Here is a 17,672-nt window from a genome sequence, read left to right as displayed (position 1 = left end):
GACCGGCCCATCGTTGGCCGCTGCCACGGTGCGGGCTCGGTCGACCAGATGGCTTCGCTGCGCGGGCCATCACCTTTCGTCGCCGGGTGCGGACCGGCTCATCGTGTGCGGCTGCCCCGGTGCGGGCTCGGATAGCCGGGACGGCTTGGCGTGCCGGGTCATCGGCTCTCGTCGCCGGGTGCGGGCAGGTCCATCGTGGGTGGCTGCCACAGTCGGCGCTCGGGAGCGGCTCGGGAGGCCGTGGGCTTCGCTGTCGGCCGGGGGCCGCCGGCGGGGGCTGGGGTGAAGGGTGGGACGGGTGGGGCGTCCTGACGCGTCATCGCCGACCCGCATTTCGGTCATTTGGGTCTTGCGAGGGGTGGAGTGCTGGAAAGTCTCAGCGGAAAGGCCTGATGGGTGGGGTGTCGGGGAGACTTTCCTGCGAGCGGGACCAGGAGGGGCCTTGCGGGCTCGCTTCAGCGCTCCGCCACGACTCCCCGGGCGCGATGTCCGGAAGGCCCCACGTCCCAGCGCCTCAGTCGATCCGATGCGCGCGCCCCCGACCAAGCCCGGGCCCGCCCCGCGGCGGGCAGGCCCGCACCCAGCGACGACGTCCCCGCGCTGAGCGCCGACGCAGCCAGCCAGGCCGTGCCCGGCACCGAAAGGCGCACCTCCCCGAGCGGGCAAGCCGCGCGGCGAGCGGAGCTCACCCCTGCCGCCTGGCCGACCGAGCTCCCACCCTGACCCCGCCCACGATGGACCGGTCCACACCCGGCGACGAAAGGTGACGGACCAGGCGAGGAAGCCGGGCGGCTGACCGAGCACCTATCGAGGCCCCCCACGATGGGCTGCCAGACCGTACCTGGCCCCGCTCGCAGAAAAGTCCCCTCTACACCCCGCCAACCAGGCCCTCCCACTGAGACATTCCTGCACTCGATCCCTCACGAGACCCAAATGCCCGAAATGCGGACCGGGGATGGTGCGTCAGGACGCACCATCCGTCACACCCTTCACCCCAGCCCCCGTGGGCGGCCCCCACCAGCACTGAAGCCGACGGCCCACCCGAGCCGCGAAGCCCAGCGCCCCGACGATGGCAGCGACGCACGATGGACCAATCCGCACCCGGCGACGAGAGCCGATGACCCGACCAGCGGGGCCGCGTGGCTGGCTGAGCCCGCACCGTGGCGTCCGCACACGATGAGCCGCTCGGCACCCGGCGACGAAAGGTGATGGCCCGCGCAGCGAAGCCGCCTGGTCGACCTGGCCCACACCGTGGCAGCGGCCAACGATAAGCCGGTCCGCACCCGGCGATGAAAGCTGATGACCCGGCCAGCGAAGCCGCGCGGCTGGCCGAGCTCGCACCGTGGCAGCCACACACGATGGGCCGGTCGGCACCCGGCGACGAAAGCTGATGACCCGAGCAGCGAGGCCGCGCGTCTGACCGAGCTCGCACCGTGGCCCTCGCCCACGATGGGCCGGTCCGCACCCGGCAGCGAAAGGTGATGACCCCACCAGCCAGCCCCGCCGCCTCATCCCTGGCCGTCCGGGTCGAAGGTCAAGCTGCGGTGGAGGGACGGGAGTCAAGGGTGGAGCGCAGCGGAATCGGCGCAGCCGACGCCCGCAGGGCGCCCTTTACTCCCGGCCCGGAACCGCCACACTCAGGACCCCACCCGGGCGGCCCCGGTCACCGTCGAAGACCCCGGCCCGCCGAAGTCCCCGGCCATCCCTCGCCCCGACCGTGGCAGCCGCACACGATGAGCCGTTCCGCACCCGGCGACGAAAGCTGATGACCCGAGCAGCCAAGCCGCCTGGCTGGCCGAGCTCGCACCGTGGCCCTCGCCCACGATGAGCCGGTCCGCACCCGGCCACGAAAGCCGATGACCCCACCAGCCAAGCCCGCCGCCCCACCCCTGGCCGTCCGGGTCAAAGGTCAAGCTGCGGTGGAGGGGCGGGAGTCAAGGGTGGAGCGCAGCGCAATCGGCGAAGCCGACGCCCGCAGGGCGCCCTTTACTTCCGGCCCGGAGCCGCCACACTCTCGCCCCCGCCCGGGCGGCCCCGGTGACCATCGCAGATCCCGGCCCGCCGAAGTCCCCGCCCTCCCCCACCTCGGCCGTGGCCCCCCACTCACGATGAAGTAGGGCGCAGGAACGTACGAGCAGAGGAACGTAAGGGCGCACGTAACGGCGCAGGGAGCGAGCCGCAGATGGCGTGGGCGGCAGCCTTTTCTCGCCCCGCCCCCACCACCCCCCTACACAAACAAGCTGGCCCCACCCGCCACCGCAAACCCCGCCACCGAAAGCACCGACTCCAGCACCGTCCACGTCCTGAGCGTGTCCCGTTCGCTGATGCCGAAGTACTTCGCGACCATCCAGAAGCCGCCGTCGTTGACGTGTGAGGCGAAGATGGAGCCCGCCGAGATGGCCATGATGACCAGGGCCGTGAATGCCTGGGAGTAGTCGCCCTCGGAGAGCAGCGGGGCGACGATGCCCGCCGTCGTGACGATCGCGACCGTCGCCGAGCCCTGGGCGACGCGCAGGATCAGCGAGAGCAGGTACGCGAGGACGATGATCGGCAGGCCGACGTCCTGGAACGTGTCCGAGATGGCGTCGGCCACGCCGCTCGCCTTGAGGACCGCGCCGAAGATCCCGCCCGCGCCGACGACCAGGAGGATGTTGCCGACCGGCTTCAGGGAGGCGGTCGAGACGGTCTCCAGGGACTTGCGGGACCAGCCGCGCCTGATGCCCAGCAGGTAGTACGCCATGAGCAGGGCGATCGTCAGGGCGACGAAGGGGCTGCCGAAGAACTCGATGACCGACCGGAACGTCGAGGGGTCGAAGGCGATCGAGGAGAAGGTCGCCAGCAGGATCAGGACCAGCGGTGTGCCGATGATCGTGAAGACCGTGGCCAGAGCCACCGGGTTCTCCCGCGGGGCCACGCCCGCCGCACGCTGCTCGGCGACGACCGCGGCCTTCGCCTCTTCGGCGGCCTCGACCATGTCCTGCGGCACGGGCACGAAGATGCGCTTGCCGATCCACGCCGAGTACGCCCAGGCGGCGAGCACGGCGGGGATGCCGCAGACGATGCCCATCAGGATGACCCAGCCGAGGTCCACCTTAAGCAGGCCGGCGGCGGCCACAGGGCCGGGGTGCGGGGGCAGGAAGGCGTGGGTCATGGAGAGACCCGCGAGCAGGGGGAGGCAGTAGAGGAGGATCGACTTGCCGCTGCGCTTGGCGGCGGCGTAGACGATCGGCGCGAGGACGAAGATGCCGACGTCGAAGAAGACGGGGATGCCGAAGATCAGACCCGTCAGGCCCATCGCGAGCGGGGCGCGCTTCTCGCCGAAGAGGCCGAGGAGGCGGGAGGCGAGTACTTCCGCTCCGCCGGAGACCTCCAGGATCGCGCCGAGCATCGTGCCGAGCCCGATGATGATCGCCACGTGGCCGAGGATGCCGCCCATGCCCGATTCGACGACCGAGACGGCGTCGGACTTCTGGACGGTGCCGAAGAGTTCGGTGACGGAGAGGCCGGCCGCGAGGCCGACGGCTATGGAGACCGCGAGGAGCGCCACGAAGGGCTGCAGCCTGACCTTGATGATCAGGAAGAGCAGGAGCAGGATGCCGAGCGCGGCGACGGTCAGCAGACCGGCCGTGCCGTCGATCAGGGCGAGGAGACCACCGGTGTGCGGTGGCGTCTCGGCGGCGGGGGCGGCCGCGAGCACGGCGGTGTGGGACGGGGACATCGTTGACCTCGTAAGTGCATGGGGCTTTCGGGGCAGGGGGGATCGCGGCACGGCGCACCCTGCGAAAGGGGCGCCGTGCCGTGACGACGTACGGCTTGCGGGAGAGAGATGTGGGTCAGCCGAGGATGGCGAGCGCGTCGATCTCGATGAGCAGGCCCTTGGGCAGGCCCACGTAGACGGTGGTGCGGGCGGCGGCGGGGGCCTTGAGGCCCTGCTCCTCGAAGTACTCGTTGTAGATATGGTTCATCTCGGCGAAGTGGTCCACGTCCGTGAGGTAGACGCGCATCATCATCACGTCGTCCCAGGTCGCGCCGCCCTCTCCGAGGATCGCCTTGACGTTGGCGAAGGTCTGGAGGGTCTGCTCGCGCAGGGTGGGGCCGGCGGGGGTGGGGGCCTTGCCCTCTTCGGCCGGGAGGAAGCCGACCTGGCCGGCGACCTGAAGGATGTTGCCCTTCTTCACGCCGTGGGAGAACTTCGCGGGCGGGGTGGTGTGGGTGGCCGGGGTGAGGGCGGTCTTCTCGGTCATGGGCTGATCAGGCTTCCTTGAGTGGGGCGGTCTTGGCCTCCGGCGCGGCGCCGGAGTACTCCCTGCTGATGGCCTCCGCCGTGCGGCGGACCAGCGGGAGCAGGGTGAGGAGTTCCTCGGCGGTCACCACGACGTTCGGTGCGGAGACCGACATGGCGGCGACGACGCGCCCGTCCGCGCCGCGGATGGGGGCGCCGATGCAGTTGATGGACTCCTCGTGGCCACCGAGGTCGGTGGCCCAGCCCTGTTCGCGCACCTTCTCCAACTCGCGCAGGAACGCGGTGGCGTTGGGCGTCGAACGGGACGTGTAGGTGGGGTAGTCGAGCTTCTCCGCGATGGCGCGGCGCTCGGCCTCGGGGAAGTCGGCGAGCAGCAGCTTGGCGACGGCGGCGACGGTGATCGCCACCGGCTTGCCGATGCGGGAGTACATCCGCACCGGGTAGCGGCTCTCGACCTTGTCGATGTAGAGGACTTCCTGTTCCTCGTAGACGGCGAGGTGGACCGTGTGGCCGCACTTCTCGTTGAGGTCGAGGAGGTGGGGGTGGGCGATCTCCCGCACGTCGAGGCTCTCGACGGCCTGCTGGGCGAGGGCGAAGAGGCGCGCGCCGAGGCGGTAGCGCTGGTCGGACTGGCGGAAGACCAGGCCGTGTTCGTGGAGGGTGCGCAGGAGCCGCAGGGCCGTGGACTTGTGCACGTCGAGCCGGTCGGCGACCTGGCCCAGGTCGGCGGGGCCCTCGGCGAGCAGCGGCAGGATCGACAGCGCGCGGTCGACGGTCTGGCTCATGGGGTACGTACCTCCTCCTCGGCCCCGGTGTCCTCCGGGACGCGGTCGGTCCAGCCGGGGCCGAGACGAAGTGTCTCCCAGGCGGCGTCGTCCAGGGCGGCGAGGCGGTCGGCGTGCGTGCGGGCGGGGGGCGTGGCGAGGTCGCCGGGGACGGTGAGGGCGGCGGCGGCCATCAGGTGGCCGTGGCGCAGGCAGCGGCCGGCGGGCAGGCCGCGCAGAGTGGCGGAGAGGAATCCGGCGGCGAAGGCGTCCCCGGCGCCGACGGGTGCGACGACGTCGACCCGCAGGGCGGCCCGGAAGACGGGGTCCTCGCCGTGGCGGAAGACGGTGGCGCCGTGGCCGCCCTGTTTCACGACGAGGGTGGCGGGCTCGGGCAGGGCGGCGCGGATGGCGTCGGCCCCGCCGGTCACGCCCCAGGCCGCCGCGGCCTCTTCCTCGCCGACGAAGACGAGGTCGGCGCCGCGGGCGAGGTCGAGGAGTACGCGGGGGCCGTCGCCGGTGTCCTTCCACAGCCCGGGGCGGTGGTTGACGTCGAAGGAGACGAGCGGGCCGCGCTCCGGGCGCCGGGCGCAGAGGTGGCGTACGAGGGCGAGGCAGTCGGCGGAGAGGGCAGGGGTGATGCCGGACAGGTGCAGGATGCGGGCGGAGGTGAGGGCGTCCTCGTCCACCGAGCCCGGGGACATGGCGGAGGCGGCGGAGCCCGCGCGGTAGTAGACGACCTCGTGGGCGTCGGTGTCGCGGTCGTCGGCGGTGCGGAAGTAGATGCCGGTGGGGCGGTGCGGGTCGCGGCCGACGGCGGAGGTGTCGACGCCGTATCCGCCGATCGTCTCGATCAGGTGGTCGCCGAAGCCGTCGGCGCCGACCCGGCTGACCCACCGGGTGGTGTGTCCGGCGGCGGCGAGCGCGCAGACCACGTTGGACTCGGCGCCGCCGATCCCGCGGTCGAAGGAGGGTACGTCGGCGAGGCGGCCGGGGCGCGCGGGCAGGAAGGTGACCATGGACTCGCCGAGCGCCACGACGTCCACTGCTGCCTGTGCGGCCGCCCCTGCGGCTGCCTGTGCGGTCACGATCTTCCAGCCCCTCAACCGACTCTCCGGATCCGTTGACCCGGCGTTGGTGCGGATGTTAGACAGCTGTAAGCGACATACGCAATGACTGTTGCACATGCTGCAACGCACTCCTGGAGGAGGCGCCCCATGGCCGCCGACAACGCCGTCGAACGTCCCGCCGATCCGCTGTCCGCACTCGCCGATGAGCGGATCGACCACCGCTTCAAGGGCCTGCCCCCGGACGCGGAGGGCCTCACCGTCGGCGAGCTCGCGGCCCAGCGCAGGAACCTCTTCACCGGCGGCTTCACCACCCCGGTCCTCGCGCTCTCCGCCGAGCGCCTGGAGCACAACCTCGCCCTCATGGAGACGTACTCCGAGCGGCACGGCCTCGCCTTCGCGCCGCACGGCAAGACGTCGATGGCCCCGCAGCTCTTCGCCCGCCAGCTGGAGCGCGGCGCCTGGGGCATCACCCTCGCCGTGCCCCACCAGGTGCGCGTGGCACGGGAGTTCGGCACCGAGCGGATCTTCCTCGCCAACGAACTCGTCGACGCGGCGGCCCTGCGGTGGCTCGCCGCCGAACTGGACGCCGACCCCTCCTTCCGCTTCATTTGTTACGTGGATTCCGTACGCGGCGTCGAGCTGATGCACGCCGCACTCGGCGCGGCGGGCGCGAGCCGTCCCGTGGACGTCGTCGTCGAGCTCGCGGCGGGCGACGGGGCGCGGACCGGCGTGCGGACCGAGGCCGAGTGCTTCGAGATCGCCCACGCCGTCGCGGCCGCGGACACGCTGCGGCTCGTGGGCGTCGCCGGGTACGAGGGCGAGGTGCCCGAGGCGTCGACCGCCACGGTCACGGCGTGGCTGCGCCGCCTCGTCGCGCTGCTCGGCGACTTCGACGCGTCGGGGCTCTTCGCGGACCTGCCGGAGGTCGTCGTCAGCGCGGGCGGCAGCGCGTGGTTCGACGCGGTGGCGTCGGTCTTCGCGGAGATCCCCGAACTGTCGCGCCCGCTGCTCAAGTTGCTGCGCTCCGGCGCGTACGTCTCGCACGACGACGGCCACTACAAGCATCTGACGCCGTTCAACCGGGTCCCCGATGAGGGCGCGCTCGAGCCCGCCTTCCGGCTCTGGGCCCAGGTGGTGTCCCGGCCCACCACCGAGCAGGCGTTCACCAACGCGGGCAAGCGGGACGCGGCGTACGACCTGGACCTGCCCGAGGCGCAGGTCGTACGCCGGGACGGGGTGGAGCGGCCCGCCACCGGGGTGACGGTCACCGGCCTCTCCGACCAGCACGGGTGGCTGCGGACGTCGCCGGAGGCGGACCTCGCGGTGGGCGACTGGGTCGGCATGGGGCTCTCGCACCCCTGCACGTCCTTCGACAAGTGGCAGCTGATTCCTCTGGTCGAGGGGGACGGGACGGTTTCGGACTACATCCGAACGTTCTTCTGACCCCTGGGTCTTGGGCGGGGCTCTGGGCCGCCGCTGCGCGGCGGATGCCTCCCACCCACCCACCCGTTTACCCCGCACCGCACAGCCCAGGTAGGGCCCGCAGCCGGGCGAGAAGAAGCGCTAAGAAGCCCACAGAGAGGCACCTCCATGGACCTGGTCATCCGGGACGCACGCGTCATAGACGGCACCGGAGGTGCCTCCTACCGCGCCGACCTCGCCGTACACGAGGGCAGGATCACCGAGATCCACCGGGAGGGACGGTCGAGCGGCCCCCGTCCCACGGGGCGGGCCACCCTGAACGCCCACGGCCTGGCGGTGGCGCCCGGCTTCATCGACATGCACGCCCACAGCGACCTCGCCCTCCTCCGCGACCCGGAGCACACCGCCAAGGCCGCCCAGGGCGTGACCCTGGAGGTGATCGGCCAGGACGGGCTGAGCTACGCCCCCGTGGACGACCGCACGCTCGCCCAGGTCCGCCAGGCCATCACCGGCTGGAACGGCGACGGCGGCGACATCGACTTCGACTGGCGGACGGTCGGCGAGTACCTGGACCGCCTGGACCGGCAGGGCACCGCCGTCAACGCCGCCTACCTCATCCCCCAGGGCACCGTCCGCATGTACGCGATGGGCTGGGACGACCGCCCGGCGACACCCGCCGAGGTCGAGCGGATGAAGCAGCTCGTCGCCGAGGGGATGCGGGAGGGTGCCGTCGGCATGTCATCCGGCCTCACCTACACGCCCGGCATGTACGCCGACGACTCCGAACTCACCGAGCTCTGCAAGGTGGTGGCGGCCCACAAGGGCTACTACTGCCCGCATCACCGCAGTTACGGCGCCGGGGCCCTCCAGGCGTACGAGGAGATGGTGAACCTCACCCGTACCGCGAACTGCCCCCTCCACCTCGCCCACGCCACCATGAACTTCGGCGTGAACAAGGGCAAGGCGCCGGATCTGCTCGCCCTCCTCGACGACGCCCTCGCCCAGGGCGCCGACATCAGCCTCGACACCTACCCCTACACCCCCGGCTGCACCACCCTCGTGGCGATGCTGCCCAGCTGGGCCGGTGAGGGCGGGCCCGACGCCGTCCTCGCCCGCCTGAGCGACGACGCGACCGCCGAGAAGATCCGGCACCACATGGAGGTCATCGGCGCCGACGGCTGCCACGGCGTGCCCATCGAGTGGGACACGATCGAGGTCTCGGGCGTGAGCGACCCCGGGCTCGCCTCCTGCGTCGGCAAGACGATCGCCGAGTCGGCGGCCCAGCGCGGCGAGGAGCCGTGGGTCACCGCCCGCCGTCTCCTCATCGCCGACCGGCTCGGCTCGACGATCCTCCAGCACGTCGGCCACGAGGAGAACGTCCGGGCGATCATGCGGCACCGCGTGCACACCGGCGGCAGCGACGGCATCCTGCAGGGCTATAAGCCGCACCCCCGCGCGTACGGCACGTTCCCGCAGTATCTCGGGCGCTACGCTCGGGAGTTGGGCGTCATGTCCCTGGAGGAGACCGTCGCCCACCTCACCTCGCGGCCCGCCGCCCGGCTGCGGCTGCCCGACCGGGGCCTGGTCCGCGAGGGCTACCGCGCCGACCTCGTCCTCTTCGACCCGGAGACGGTCGCGGCGGGGTCGACGTTCGAGGCGCCGCGCACCCTGCCGACCGGCATCCCGCACGTCCTGATCGACGGCAGGTTCGTGATGCGGGACGGCCGCCGCACGGACGTCCTCGCGGGCCGCGCGGTACGCCGCACCCCCTGACCCCGAGGACCCCGCCCGCCGCTACTCGCTCACTTCTTCTTGCCCTTGATGTCGATGTGGGCGTTGAACTTCGCGCCCATGATCGTCACGAACACGTTGCCCTGCCGCTCACGCGTGGCCAGGGTGTCCCCGACCTGCCCCTTGCCGAGGGCCTTCTTGTCCTGGATCTCGGTCGCGTAGAGGTTCGTGAACTGGCTGTAGCGCTCCGCGGCCAGCTGGGCGGCCTCCTCCCACTCCGCCCGGAAGGCGGCGTATTCGGGCTCCGTCATGCCCGAACCGAAGGTGAAATCGGGGTGGTTGGCCTCCTCGTAGTGGTGCCTGCACAGGTCGAGGAGCAGGCCGGCGTCGCTCTTCTCGCCGACCGCCTTCACCAGGGAGTCGGCCTGCTTCTGGATGGCCGCCCTGCGTTCCGCCACCCGTTCCGCGTGCCGCTGCTCGATCGCGTCATCCTCTAGGGTCTTCTTGGCCGCGGCGAGACCGTTGTTCTTGTCCTCGTAGGTCGCGATGCGGACGGAGGCGTCGCGTTTGCGCTGCGGGATCAGTCCCCAGGGAAGGCCGATCGACTTGCTGTACGCCGTGAGCAGTTCGGTCGCTTCCGCCTCGTCGTCCGCGTACTCCACGTGACCGATCATCTTGGTCATGGTGCCCCCTTCCTCCCACCGGCCCGTCCGGCGGCGAGTGCCCCAGGCAACGTCTCACCGGCACCGGACGCCGTCACCGGGTGGCGGGCAGTCCGGTTCCGTCCCGGACAACACCAGCTCGAACCAGACCGTCTTGCCGATCCCATACGGCCGGGGGCGCACCCCCCACGCGTCGGCCAGCAGCTCCACCAGGGCCAGACCCCGCCCCGACTCGTCGTCCGGCCCCGCCTTCCTCGGGCACGGCGGCACGTGACTCGCGTCCGCCACCTCGACCCGCAGGACGTTCCCGTCCAGCACACACCGCGCCCCGACCTCACGGCCCGCCGGCACCCGCCCGTGCCGTACGGCGTTGGTCATCAGCTCACTGAGCAGCAGTACGGCCGCCTCCGCCACGCCGTCCGGGACCTTCCAGGCCCGCGCCTGCTCGGCGAGCAGCGCCCGCGACCTGCCGACGCTGCGCGGATCGCGCGGCATCCGCCACTCAAGCTCGCCCGGCAGGGGGGAAGTTGTGCGTTCCATGCCTCATACGCTGCCGGGCCGGGCATAGCCTTCTGGAGTATCGACACGGGTACAGAACGTGACCGTACCCGGCGCGCATCAGAGGGGCGGGCCCGATGACCGAGGTGAACTCCCAGCCGCCGATGGCCTGGCGCTACTGCGGCAACCAGGTCAAACGGTGGCGGGAACAGGCGGGAGTCACCCGCGAGGAGCTGTGCAAGGAGGCCGGCTACCACTACGAGTACGTCAAGTCGATGGAGAACGGCCGCCGCAAACCGACGCTCCGGCTGCTCCAGCTGGCGGACGAGATGTGCGACGCGCACGGGCTGCTGCTGTCGGCCCAGGACTACCTGAAGCCGGAGCCGTTTCCGGCGCGGTCGCAGGAGTTCATGCAGGCGGAGGCCGAGGCCATCGCCATCCACTCGTACGAACCGCTGCTCATCCCCGGCCTGTTGCAGACCGAGGAGTACGCACGCACATTGATCAGCGAGAGCTGCCCGCCCCTGGACGACGAGACCGTCGAAGAGCGGGTGAACGCGCGACTGCGCAGACAGGAGGCGCTGCGGGCACGCCCGTCCGTGGTCTTCGGGTTCGTGGTGTACGAGGCCGCGTTGCGGACGATGGTGGGCGGCCGGGAGGCCATGAGACGGCAACTGCAACACCTGCTGGAGACGGCCGAGTTGCGGAACGTGTCGGTTCAGGTGCTGCCGATGGGGAGGTGCAGCGGGCTCGCCCTGACGGGGTCATTGGTTCTGCTGGAGAGCCCCGATCACGAGAAGTGCGCCTTCTGCGAGGGCCAGGAGACCAGCGCCTTCTACGCCGACCCCGGAAAGGTCAGCAGACTGACGCAGCGCCATGGCATGATCCGCACGCATGCCCTCAGCATTGAGGAATCGGCACAGCTCATCAGGAGACTGGCGGAGGAACTATGAGCGAGCAGCTTTCCTGGTTCAAGTCCAGCTACAGCGATGACCAAGGCAGTAACTGCATAGAAGTAGCCCTGTCCTGGCGCAAGTCCAGCCACAGCGACGACGAGGGCGGAAACTGCGTAGAGATAGCCACCTGCCCCCACACCATCCACATCCGTGACTCGAAGCTCGGCGAAGACGGTCCGACCTTCGCCGTGCCCGCCGCCGCGTGGTCCCGGTTCACCGCAGTGCTCCGGGACGACGCGGGAGCCGAGCGCCTTTCCTGAGGCCACGCGCCGGTTCGGGCGGGCCCGCCAAGCCCGCCGGGCCCGCCCGCTACCTCCGGGCGGCGGCCGGACGCGGCAGCTTGCAGCCCTTGCGGCGGAGGTCGATCTCGCTGTGCTTGCCGACGCACGGCACGATCCCGTACGTCTCCTGCGCGTAGTTGATGCCCTTGCGCACGGTGACGTTGCCGCGCCGGTCTATCTCGCAGGGGTTGTTGATGGTGCAGCGTTCGCCGTCCTCGTTGCCCGTGTTGTTGACGGCCGTGACCCTGCCGGTCTTCCTGTCGATCACCGGTGAGCCGGAGGTGCCGCCGATGGTCTGGCAGGCCGGGGTGTAGCGGACCGAGTCCTTCCAGGTCCACTCCCCCTCCTTCATGCGGTAGACGAACCCGTCGATGTTGCAGCTGTACGTCTTCTTCCAGTAGCCGGAGACGAGCGTGATCGCGCGGCCCTTCACCGGGTGGTCGTCCTCCAGCACCAGCGGCCTGATCCCGTACTTCTTGGTGATGTCGCGGTAGCTGGTGGTGAGCCGGTACAGCGTGATGTCGGTGTCCGTCATCGTCGAGTACGCCACCTTGGACGCCTTGAGTGTGCCGACCTCATCCGCCTTTGCGTCGAGCAGCTTGAAGGTGCGGGTGGACGGCTGGTCGACGATGACCTCGCCCGCGGCGGGGAAACCGGTCTCCAGGCAGTGGCCATTGGTGAGGACGAGCGCCGGGTCGCCCGCCGAGGACTTCGGCATGCGGACGACCGAGCCGGAACAGTTGCTGAGCGCCACCGTCCCCGCGAAGTCGACCGTCCTGGCCCGTGCCGGTGCCTGCCCGTCCGGCCGGACGGGTCCCGCGAGCGCGGGTGTCGCGCCGGCCCCGGCCAGCGCGAGGGCGAGCAGGCCGCCCGTGACTGCTTTGCTCGGCTTTCCCATCGGTGGAGCCCCCCTTGTGACGTACGCCTGTCGTGCGGATGTCAGGGGCATTCTTGGAGGCCCGGTCCGCGGCGGACAAGGGGCCGGGGCTCTTCCCTTTCACCCCCGCGGTGTGATGCGCACGGAGTGCGTGCCGGGGCCCGAACCGAGCGTGAGGACACGGGAGTCGGGGTCCCAGGAGCGCCGCTCGGCGCCCCGCGTGCGGCCGCCGTGCGGGAAGTGACGCGCCGGCAGATAGACCTCCGTGCCGCCCCGCACGCCCGCCTTGCCCCGCCAGCTCACCGTCAGCGTTTTCTTCGCCGCGTCCCAGCGATAGGCCACCGGGTCCCCCGCGATGGCCCGTGGGTAGGGCCGGTCGAGGACGGGCAGCAGCACGGTCGGCTTCATGTCGGCGTCCCACGGCGCCCAGGAGCCGGGGTCGTTGGACCAGTAGGCGAGGCCCGCGCCCATCTCGTCGGCCATGCGCTGCACCTTCTCGACGTACTCCATGGCACCCGGCAGCCCCACGTCGAGCCCGAACTCCCCGATGACCACGGGCGCCCCGAGCCGCCGCGCGGTCTTCTCGGTCTGCTCGCGCCAGGCCCGCAGGGAGCGGTCGACCTGCCCCTTGGTGTCGCCCGTGTAGCCGCCGCCGAGGTCCATGGGGAGGGGGTAGAGGTGGGGCGCGTACGCGATGCGGGCCCTGTCGCCGTCGCCGCGCGGGTCGGCCAGGCGCGGGAGTCCGGAGGCGAAGCCCCAGTTGGCGCCGATGGCGGACGGCTCGACGAAGAGCCAGTGGTCGCGGTCGACGGTGCGGATGGCGTCGATGGCGTCCCGGTAGAGGCGGGCGAGCGGCCCGGCCTCGAACGCGGGGCCCTGCACGCTGCCGCCCCAGGGCTCGTTCATCAGGTCGTAGCCGATGACGGTGTCGTCGTCGGCGAAGTGCCGGGCCACGGCGCGCAGGGCGCCGACGTAGTGGGCCCGCAGATCACGCCCGCCGCCTTCGACCGTCCCCCAGAAACGGTCGAAGGCGCGGACGGTCCCGGGCTCGGCGTAGCCGAGTTCCCAGGGGTCGGTGGCGGCGGAGGTCAGCCCGTCCGTCTCCGTGGCCCAGCCGGGCGCGCCGTTGCCGCCGGTCTTCGGCCCGTACAGGTCCTGGTGCATGTCGAGCAGGACGTGGTAGCCGCGCTCGCCGTACCAGCGGACCCGTTCGGCGACCTGCCGCAGATACGCCGTGTCGTACGTTCCCGGCGCCGGCTCGACCTTGCGCCACTGGAGGAGGAAGCGGACGAAGTCGGTGCCCAGCTCGCGGCGTTCGCGCGCCACGTCCTGCTCGCCGATCCACGGCATGCCGTCGGCGGCCTGCTTGGCGCTGCTCGCCGTGGACAGACCGCGCAGCACCAGCGCGCGGCCCTGCCGGTCGGTGATCCAGCGGTGGCCGGTGGCGGTGTCGGCCCGTGCGGCGCCCGCGCCGTCGGGGCCGACGGCGACCAGCAGCGCGGCGGCGACGGCGAGCACCACACCGCCGACCGCCCAAGTACGCCACGCGGCAAGGGACTTCATGGCCCGGATGGTAGGTGGGGGAAGCCCCGGCACAACAGACCTGAGCATTGTTCACTTTTTCCGGCCGGACCCTGTCCGTCAGGGTCGGCGCGGCCTACAGTGGCGCGCCATGCGGACGACGTTCGACGTGTTGCGGGCCCGGACGGATGCCACGGCCGTGGTCGCCGGGGTCTGCCTGCTGCTGGTCCTGGCCCACGGCAGCGCGACCCTGCTGACCGCGTTCACGGCGCGGGCTGGTCTGACGGTCGTGCCGGGCGCGCTCGGCGTGCCCTTCGCCCTGCCGGGTCTGCGGGCGACGCCCCTGGGCGCGACGGAGTGGAGCCGGCAGCTCTGCGAGGACTTCGCGGCGCTGCTCCTGATCGCCGGGGCGGCGGCACGGATGCGCCGCCATCTGCGGCTGCGCCCCGGGGCGGGCCGGGTCCGCCGGCTGTGCGCGGGGTGGACGGCGCTGATCGCGGGCGCGGCGCTCGCGGGCGTGTGGCGGGGCATGGTGGCGGCCCGCATGGTCGAGGCGGGGATGTGGGGCTGGCTGATCCTGCCGCTCGTCGGCGCACTCTTCGGCGCGGTGTGGGGCGCGGCGCTCGGCTGGCTGCCGGGGGCGGCGGCGCTCGCGGCGGCACGAACACCGCACGAGGCGCCACCGCCCCCGGGACGTGCTGGACGTCCTGGGGCCGGTCCGCCTGAGAGGCCCTAGACGAGAGCGAGAGGCCCTAGACGACCGAGGTCGGCCAGGGCGCCGGGGCCGGCTCCGGGGCGACGGGCTCGGGCGCCGTGCGGCAGGTGAAGCCGAGGCCGGTCAGCGCCCTGGTCACCTCGCGCGCCGAGAAGTCACGGCGGTCCTGCCGGGTGATGACCTCGCCGACCTGCTTGACGGGGTAGTGCCGGCGGCCGATGATCACGGACTCGCCGGTGACGGGCTCGGGCTTGACGCCCTTCATGGCCTGCTCGACCTCGCTCTTGAACAGGTCGAAGGGGAAACGGGCGATGACACAGCGCATGGTGCCTCACAGGTGGGGAGGAAGGGGACGGTGGACCGGTGCCGTACGGGCCCGGTTCAGGCCGCGGATTCGCTCCGCGTACGGGCGGCGTAGGCGCGTCGCGCGCGGCCGTCGCGGGGGCGGCGGCCGCCGGAGGAGGCGCCGCCGCGGCGGGAGCTCTCCTTGGGCGGCGCGGGGATGGTCACCGGGATGCCGGACGGGGTCTTCGCTCCGGTGATGCGGGTCAGCTCGGCCTCGCCGGAGCGCACCTGCGCCGTGTGCGGCCGGATGCCGGCGGCGATCATCAGCCGGTTCATGTCGCGCCGCTGTGCGGAGGTGACCAGGGTGACGACGCTGCCCGAGCCGCCCGCCCGCGCGGTGCGGCCGCCGCGGTGCAGGTAGTCCTTGTGGTCGGCGGGCGGGTCGACGTTGACGACGAGGTCGAGGTCGTCGACGTGGATGCCGCGGGCCGCGACGTTCGTGGCGACGAGCGCGGTGACCTGCCCGGACTTGAACTGGGCGAGGGTGCGGGTGCGCTGGGGCTGGGACTTGCCGCCGTGCAGTGCCGCCGCCCGTACACCGCTGCTCAGCAGGTGGGTGGTGAGCCGGTCGACCGCGTGCTTGGTGTCGAGGAAGAGGATCACGCGGCCGTCCCGGGCGGCGATCTCCGTGGTGGCGGCGTACTTGTCGGCGCCGTGCACGTGCAGCACGTGGTGCTCCATCGTGGTGACCGCGCCCGCGGAGGGGTCGACGGAGTGGACGACGGGGTCGCTGAGGTAGCGGCGGACCAGGAGGTCGACGTTGCGGTCCAGGGTGGCCGAGAACAGCATCCGCTGGCCGCCCGGCCGCACCTGGTCGAGCAATTCGGTGACCTGGGGCAGGAAGCCCATGTCGGCCATCTGGTCGGCCTCGTCGAGGACGGTGACGGCGACCTGGTCCAGGTGGCAGTCGCGGCGCTCGATGAGGTCCTTGAGCCGGCCCGGGGTGGCGACGACGACCTCGGCGCCGGTGCGCAGGGCACCGGCCTGCCGTCCGATCGACATGCCGCCGACGACGGTGGCCATGCGCAGCCTCAGCGTCCTGGCGTACGGGACGAGGGCGTCGGTCACCTGCTGGGCGAGCTCGCGGGTGGGGACGAGGATCAGGGCGAGCGGGCGGCGCGGTTCGGCGCGCTGTCCCGCGGTCCGGGCGAGCACCGCGAGGCCGAAGGCGAGGGTCTTGCCGGATCCGGTGCGGCCGCGGCCGAGGACGTCGCGGCCCGCGAGGGAGTTGGGCAGCGTGGCGGCCTGGATCGGGAAGGGGGCGGTGACGCCGAGCCCGGTGAGGGTCTTCAGGACGCCGTCCGGGAGGCCGAGGGCGGCGAAGTCCTCGACGGGCGGGAGCGCGGGCGTGACGGTGACCGGCAGCGCGAACTCGCCCTGGAGGGCCGCGGGGCGTCGGCCCGGACTCTTGGGGCGCCGGCTGTTCGTGCGAGTCGAACGGTTCATGGAGAACCTTCCTCGATGCGGCGCGTATCGAGGAATTCTGTCCGTCACCGACCGGTGTCGAGCGGTGCCGAGAATCGCAGGAACGGCCGGGGAAATTGAAACGTATTCCCGGCCACGGAGAATTTAATCCCCGAGAGCCGGTGGAAATCTAGAAGAAGCGCGCAACGCTTCCTGAAACACAACGGGCTGGGGCCCGCACCCAAGGTGCGGGCCCCAGCCACGAAGTACGCGTGAGCGTCAGCGTCAGGCGGGAACGATGTTCTCGGCCTGCGGGCCCTTCTGGCCCTGCGTGACGTCGAAGGTCACCTTCTGGCCCTCCTGCAGCTCACGGAAGCCCTGGGTGGCGATGTTCGAGTAGTGAGCGAAGACGTCGGCGCCGCCGCCCTCCTGCTCGATGAAGCCGAAGCCCTTTTCAGCGTTGAACCACTTCACGGTGCCGTTAGCCATGTCATATCTCCTTCGGGGCAGTGCCCGGAAGCCCACACTGTGCGGACTCCGCGTCGCCGCGATGATTACCCCGTCCGGAATGACCGGCAATACAAAGTGCCCCCGCCAGCACATAAAGCCGACGTGAGCACTTGGAGTCTCTGGGAACCACAACTGCAACTGAAATCGACAGTAGCACGCCATCGCCGACGGCGCGCGATTTTCCAAATCGCGCGTCGGCCGGAACTTATTCGGCGCCGGACCCGGCGCGAAATTCTGTATGTGCCGTCGTAGATATGCGGCGGTGCGTGACGCAACGTTTCGCGCCCGGCGCCTTCAGGACGGCGTCCGCCCGCTCGCGGCGGTGTCGCCCCGCAGCTGCTCGTTGAGCCGGAGCGCGTCTTCGAGCTGGTCCTCCAGGATGACGATGCGGCAGGCCGCGTCGACGGGGGTGCCCTGGTCGACGAGTTCCCTGGCCCGCGCGGCGATGCGCAGCTGGTAGCGGGAGTAGCGGCGGTGCCCGCCCTCGGACCGCAGGGGCGCGATCAGCCGGGCCTCGCCGACGGCCCGCAGGAAGGCGGGCGTGGCGCCGATCAGCTCGGCGGCCCGGCCCATCGTGTAGGCGGGGTAGTCGTCGTCATCGAGCCGGTCGGGGCCGTGCGAGGAGGTCACCGGCGGAACGCTACCAACGGCGTATGCGGATGTCTGCCTCGGC

The 17,672-nt window shown here is 71.6% G+C and carries 17 protein-coding genes; 5 read left to right on the top strand and 12 right to left on the bottom strand.

What is annotated here, in order from left to right:
• Nucleotides 1-2,227: 2,227 nt before the first annotated feature.
• From ACZ7DY_RS07665 to ACZ7DY_RS07650, 4 genes are all read right to left on the bottom strand, one after another.
• The gene (locus ACZ7DY_RS07665; protein WP_471131316.1) at nt 2,228-3,718 is read right to left on the bottom strand and encodes a GntP family permease; all 1,491 of its coding nucleotides are present in this window, start codon (nt 3,716-3,718) and stop codon (nt 2,228-2,230) included.
• 115 nt (nt 3,719-3,833) lie between these two features.
• Nucleotides 3,834-4,244 carry a RidA family protein gene (locus ACZ7DY_RS07660; protein WP_471131314.1) on the bottom strand — a complete coding sequence of 137 codons (411 nt, stop codon included), beginning with the start codon at nt 4,242-4,244 and terminating at the stop codon, nt 3,834-3,836.
• A gap of 7 nt (nt 4,245-4,251) precedes the next feature.
• Complete coding sequence (locus ACZ7DY_RS07655) at nt 4,252-5,028, bottom strand: IclR family transcriptional regulator (protein ID WP_471131311.1); 777 nt, start codon at nt 5,026-5,028, stop codon at nt 4,252-4,254.
• Nucleotides 5,025-6,095: a sugar kinase gene (locus tag ACZ7DY_RS07650; RefSeq protein ID WP_471131309.1), complete on the bottom strand. Its 1,071-nt coding sequence runs from the start codon at nt 6,093-6,095 to the stop codon at nt 5,025-5,027. The genes ACZ7DY_RS07655 and ACZ7DY_RS07650 overlap by 4 nt, the downstream gene beginning before the upstream one ends.
• Nucleotides 6,096-6,224: 129 nt before the next feature.
• Here ACZ7DY_RS07650 and ACZ7DY_RS07645 point away from each other — a divergent pair, with 129 nt between their 5' ends.
• Nucleotides 6,225-7,520 (top strand): amino acid deaminase, encoded by a 1,296-nt coding sequence (locus ACZ7DY_RS07645; protein WP_471131307.1) that lies wholly within the window; start codon nt 6,225-6,227, stop codon nt 7,518-7,520.
• A gap of 147 nt (nt 7,521-7,667) precedes the next feature.
• Entirely contained in the window at nt 7,668-9,272 is a 1,605-nt protein-coding gene (locus tag ACZ7DY_RS07640; protein WP_471131305.1) for an N-acyl-D-amino-acid deacylase family protein, read from the top strand.
• A gap of 29 nt (nt 9,273-9,301) precedes the next feature.
• On the opposite strand, the gene ACZ7DY_RS07635 is transcribed toward ACZ7DY_RS07640, so the two are convergent.
• Together ACZ7DY_RS07635 and ACZ7DY_RS07630 are read right to left on the bottom strand one after the other, a co-directional pair.
• Nucleotides 9,302-9,913 carry a hypothetical protein gene (locus ACZ7DY_RS07635; protein WP_471131302.1) on the bottom strand — a complete coding sequence of 204 codons (612 nt, stop codon included), beginning with the start codon at nt 9,911-9,913 and terminating at the stop codon, nt 9,302-9,304.
• Nucleotides 9,914-9,967: 54 nt separating this feature from the next.
• Nucleotides 9,968-10,432 (bottom strand): ATP-binding protein, encoded by a 465-nt coding sequence (locus ACZ7DY_RS07630; RefSeq protein ID WP_471131300.1) that lies wholly within the window; start codon nt 10,430-10,432, stop codon nt 9,968-9,970.
• A 95-nt stretch (nt 10,433-10,527) separates the two neighbouring features.
• Between ACZ7DY_RS07630 and ACZ7DY_RS07625 the strand changes: the two genes are divergently transcribed.
• Nucleotides 10,528-11,343 carry a helix-turn-helix domain-containing protein gene (locus ACZ7DY_RS07625; protein ID WP_471131297.1) on the top strand — a complete coding sequence of 272 codons (816 nt, stop codon included), beginning with the start codon at nt 10,528-10,530 and terminating at the stop codon, nt 11,341-11,343.
• Entirely contained in the window at nt 11,340-11,606 is a 267-nt protein-coding gene (locus ACZ7DY_RS07620; RefSeq protein ID WP_471131295.1) for a DUF397 domain-containing protein, read from the top strand. The genes ACZ7DY_RS07625 and ACZ7DY_RS07620 overlap by 4 nt, the downstream gene beginning before the upstream one ends.
• A gap of 49 nt (nt 11,607-11,655) precedes the next feature.
• On the opposite strand, the gene ACZ7DY_RS07615 is transcribed toward ACZ7DY_RS07620, so the two are convergent.
• On the bottom strand, nt 11,656-12,525 hold the full coding sequence (locus ACZ7DY_RS07615) for a trypsin-like serine peptidase (protein ID WP_471131293.1): 870 nt from the start codon (nt 12,523-12,525) through the stop codon (nt 11,656-11,658).
• A 99-nt stretch (nt 12,526-12,624) separates the two neighbouring features.
• Nucleotides 12,625-14,067: a cellulase family glycosylhydrolase gene (locus tag ACZ7DY_RS07610; protein WP_471131290.1), complete on the bottom strand. Its 1,443-nt coding sequence runs from the start codon at nt 14,065-14,067 to the stop codon at nt 12,625-12,627.
• Between the two features lie 109 nt (nt 14,068-14,176).
• Between ACZ7DY_RS07610 and ACZ7DY_RS07605 the strand changes: the two genes are divergently transcribed.
• Nucleotides 14,177-14,761, top strand: coding sequence for a hypothetical protein (locus tag ACZ7DY_RS07605; RefSeq protein WP_471131288.1), 585 nt, complete (start codon nt 14,177-14,179; stop codon nt 14,759-14,761).
• A 16-nt stretch (nt 14,762-14,777) separates the two neighbouring features.
• Here the strand turns inward: ACZ7DY_RS07605 and ACZ7DY_RS07600 are convergent, their stop codons facing one another.
• The 4 genes from ACZ7DY_RS07600 to ACZ7DY_RS07585 form a co-directional block, all read right to left on the bottom strand.
• Nucleotides 14,778-15,065, bottom strand: a complete 288-nt coding sequence (locus tag ACZ7DY_RS07600) for an SCO5918 family protein (protein WP_471131285.1) — start codon at nt 15,063-15,065, stop codon at nt 14,778-14,780.
• Nucleotides 15,066-15,121: 56 nt separating this feature from the next.
• A complete protein-coding gene (locus ACZ7DY_RS07595) occupies nt 15,122-16,531 on the bottom strand; it encodes a DEAD/DEAH box helicase (protein ID WP_471131283.1) in 1,410 nt (469 codons plus the stop codon).
• A 243-nt stretch (nt 16,532-16,774) separates the two neighbouring features.
• Nucleotides 16,775-16,978: a cold-shock protein gene (locus ACZ7DY_RS07590; protein WP_030989011.1), complete on the bottom strand. Its 204-nt coding sequence runs from the start codon at nt 16,976-16,978 to the stop codon at nt 16,775-16,777.
• A 315-nt stretch (nt 16,979-17,293) separates the two neighbouring features.
• On the bottom strand, nt 17,294-17,572 hold the full coding sequence (locus ACZ7DY_RS07585) for a MerR family transcriptional regulator (protein ID WP_471132392.1): 279 nt from the start codon (nt 17,570-17,572) through the stop codon (nt 17,294-17,296).
• Between the last annotated feature and the right edge of the window lie 100 nt (nt 17,573-17,672).

The sequence above is a fragment of the Streptomyces sp. NPDC037013 genome (genome assembly GCF_055607265.1).
Note: the sequence above shows the minus strand (reverse complement) of the source record. Positions and strands in the feature narration are given on the sequence as shown.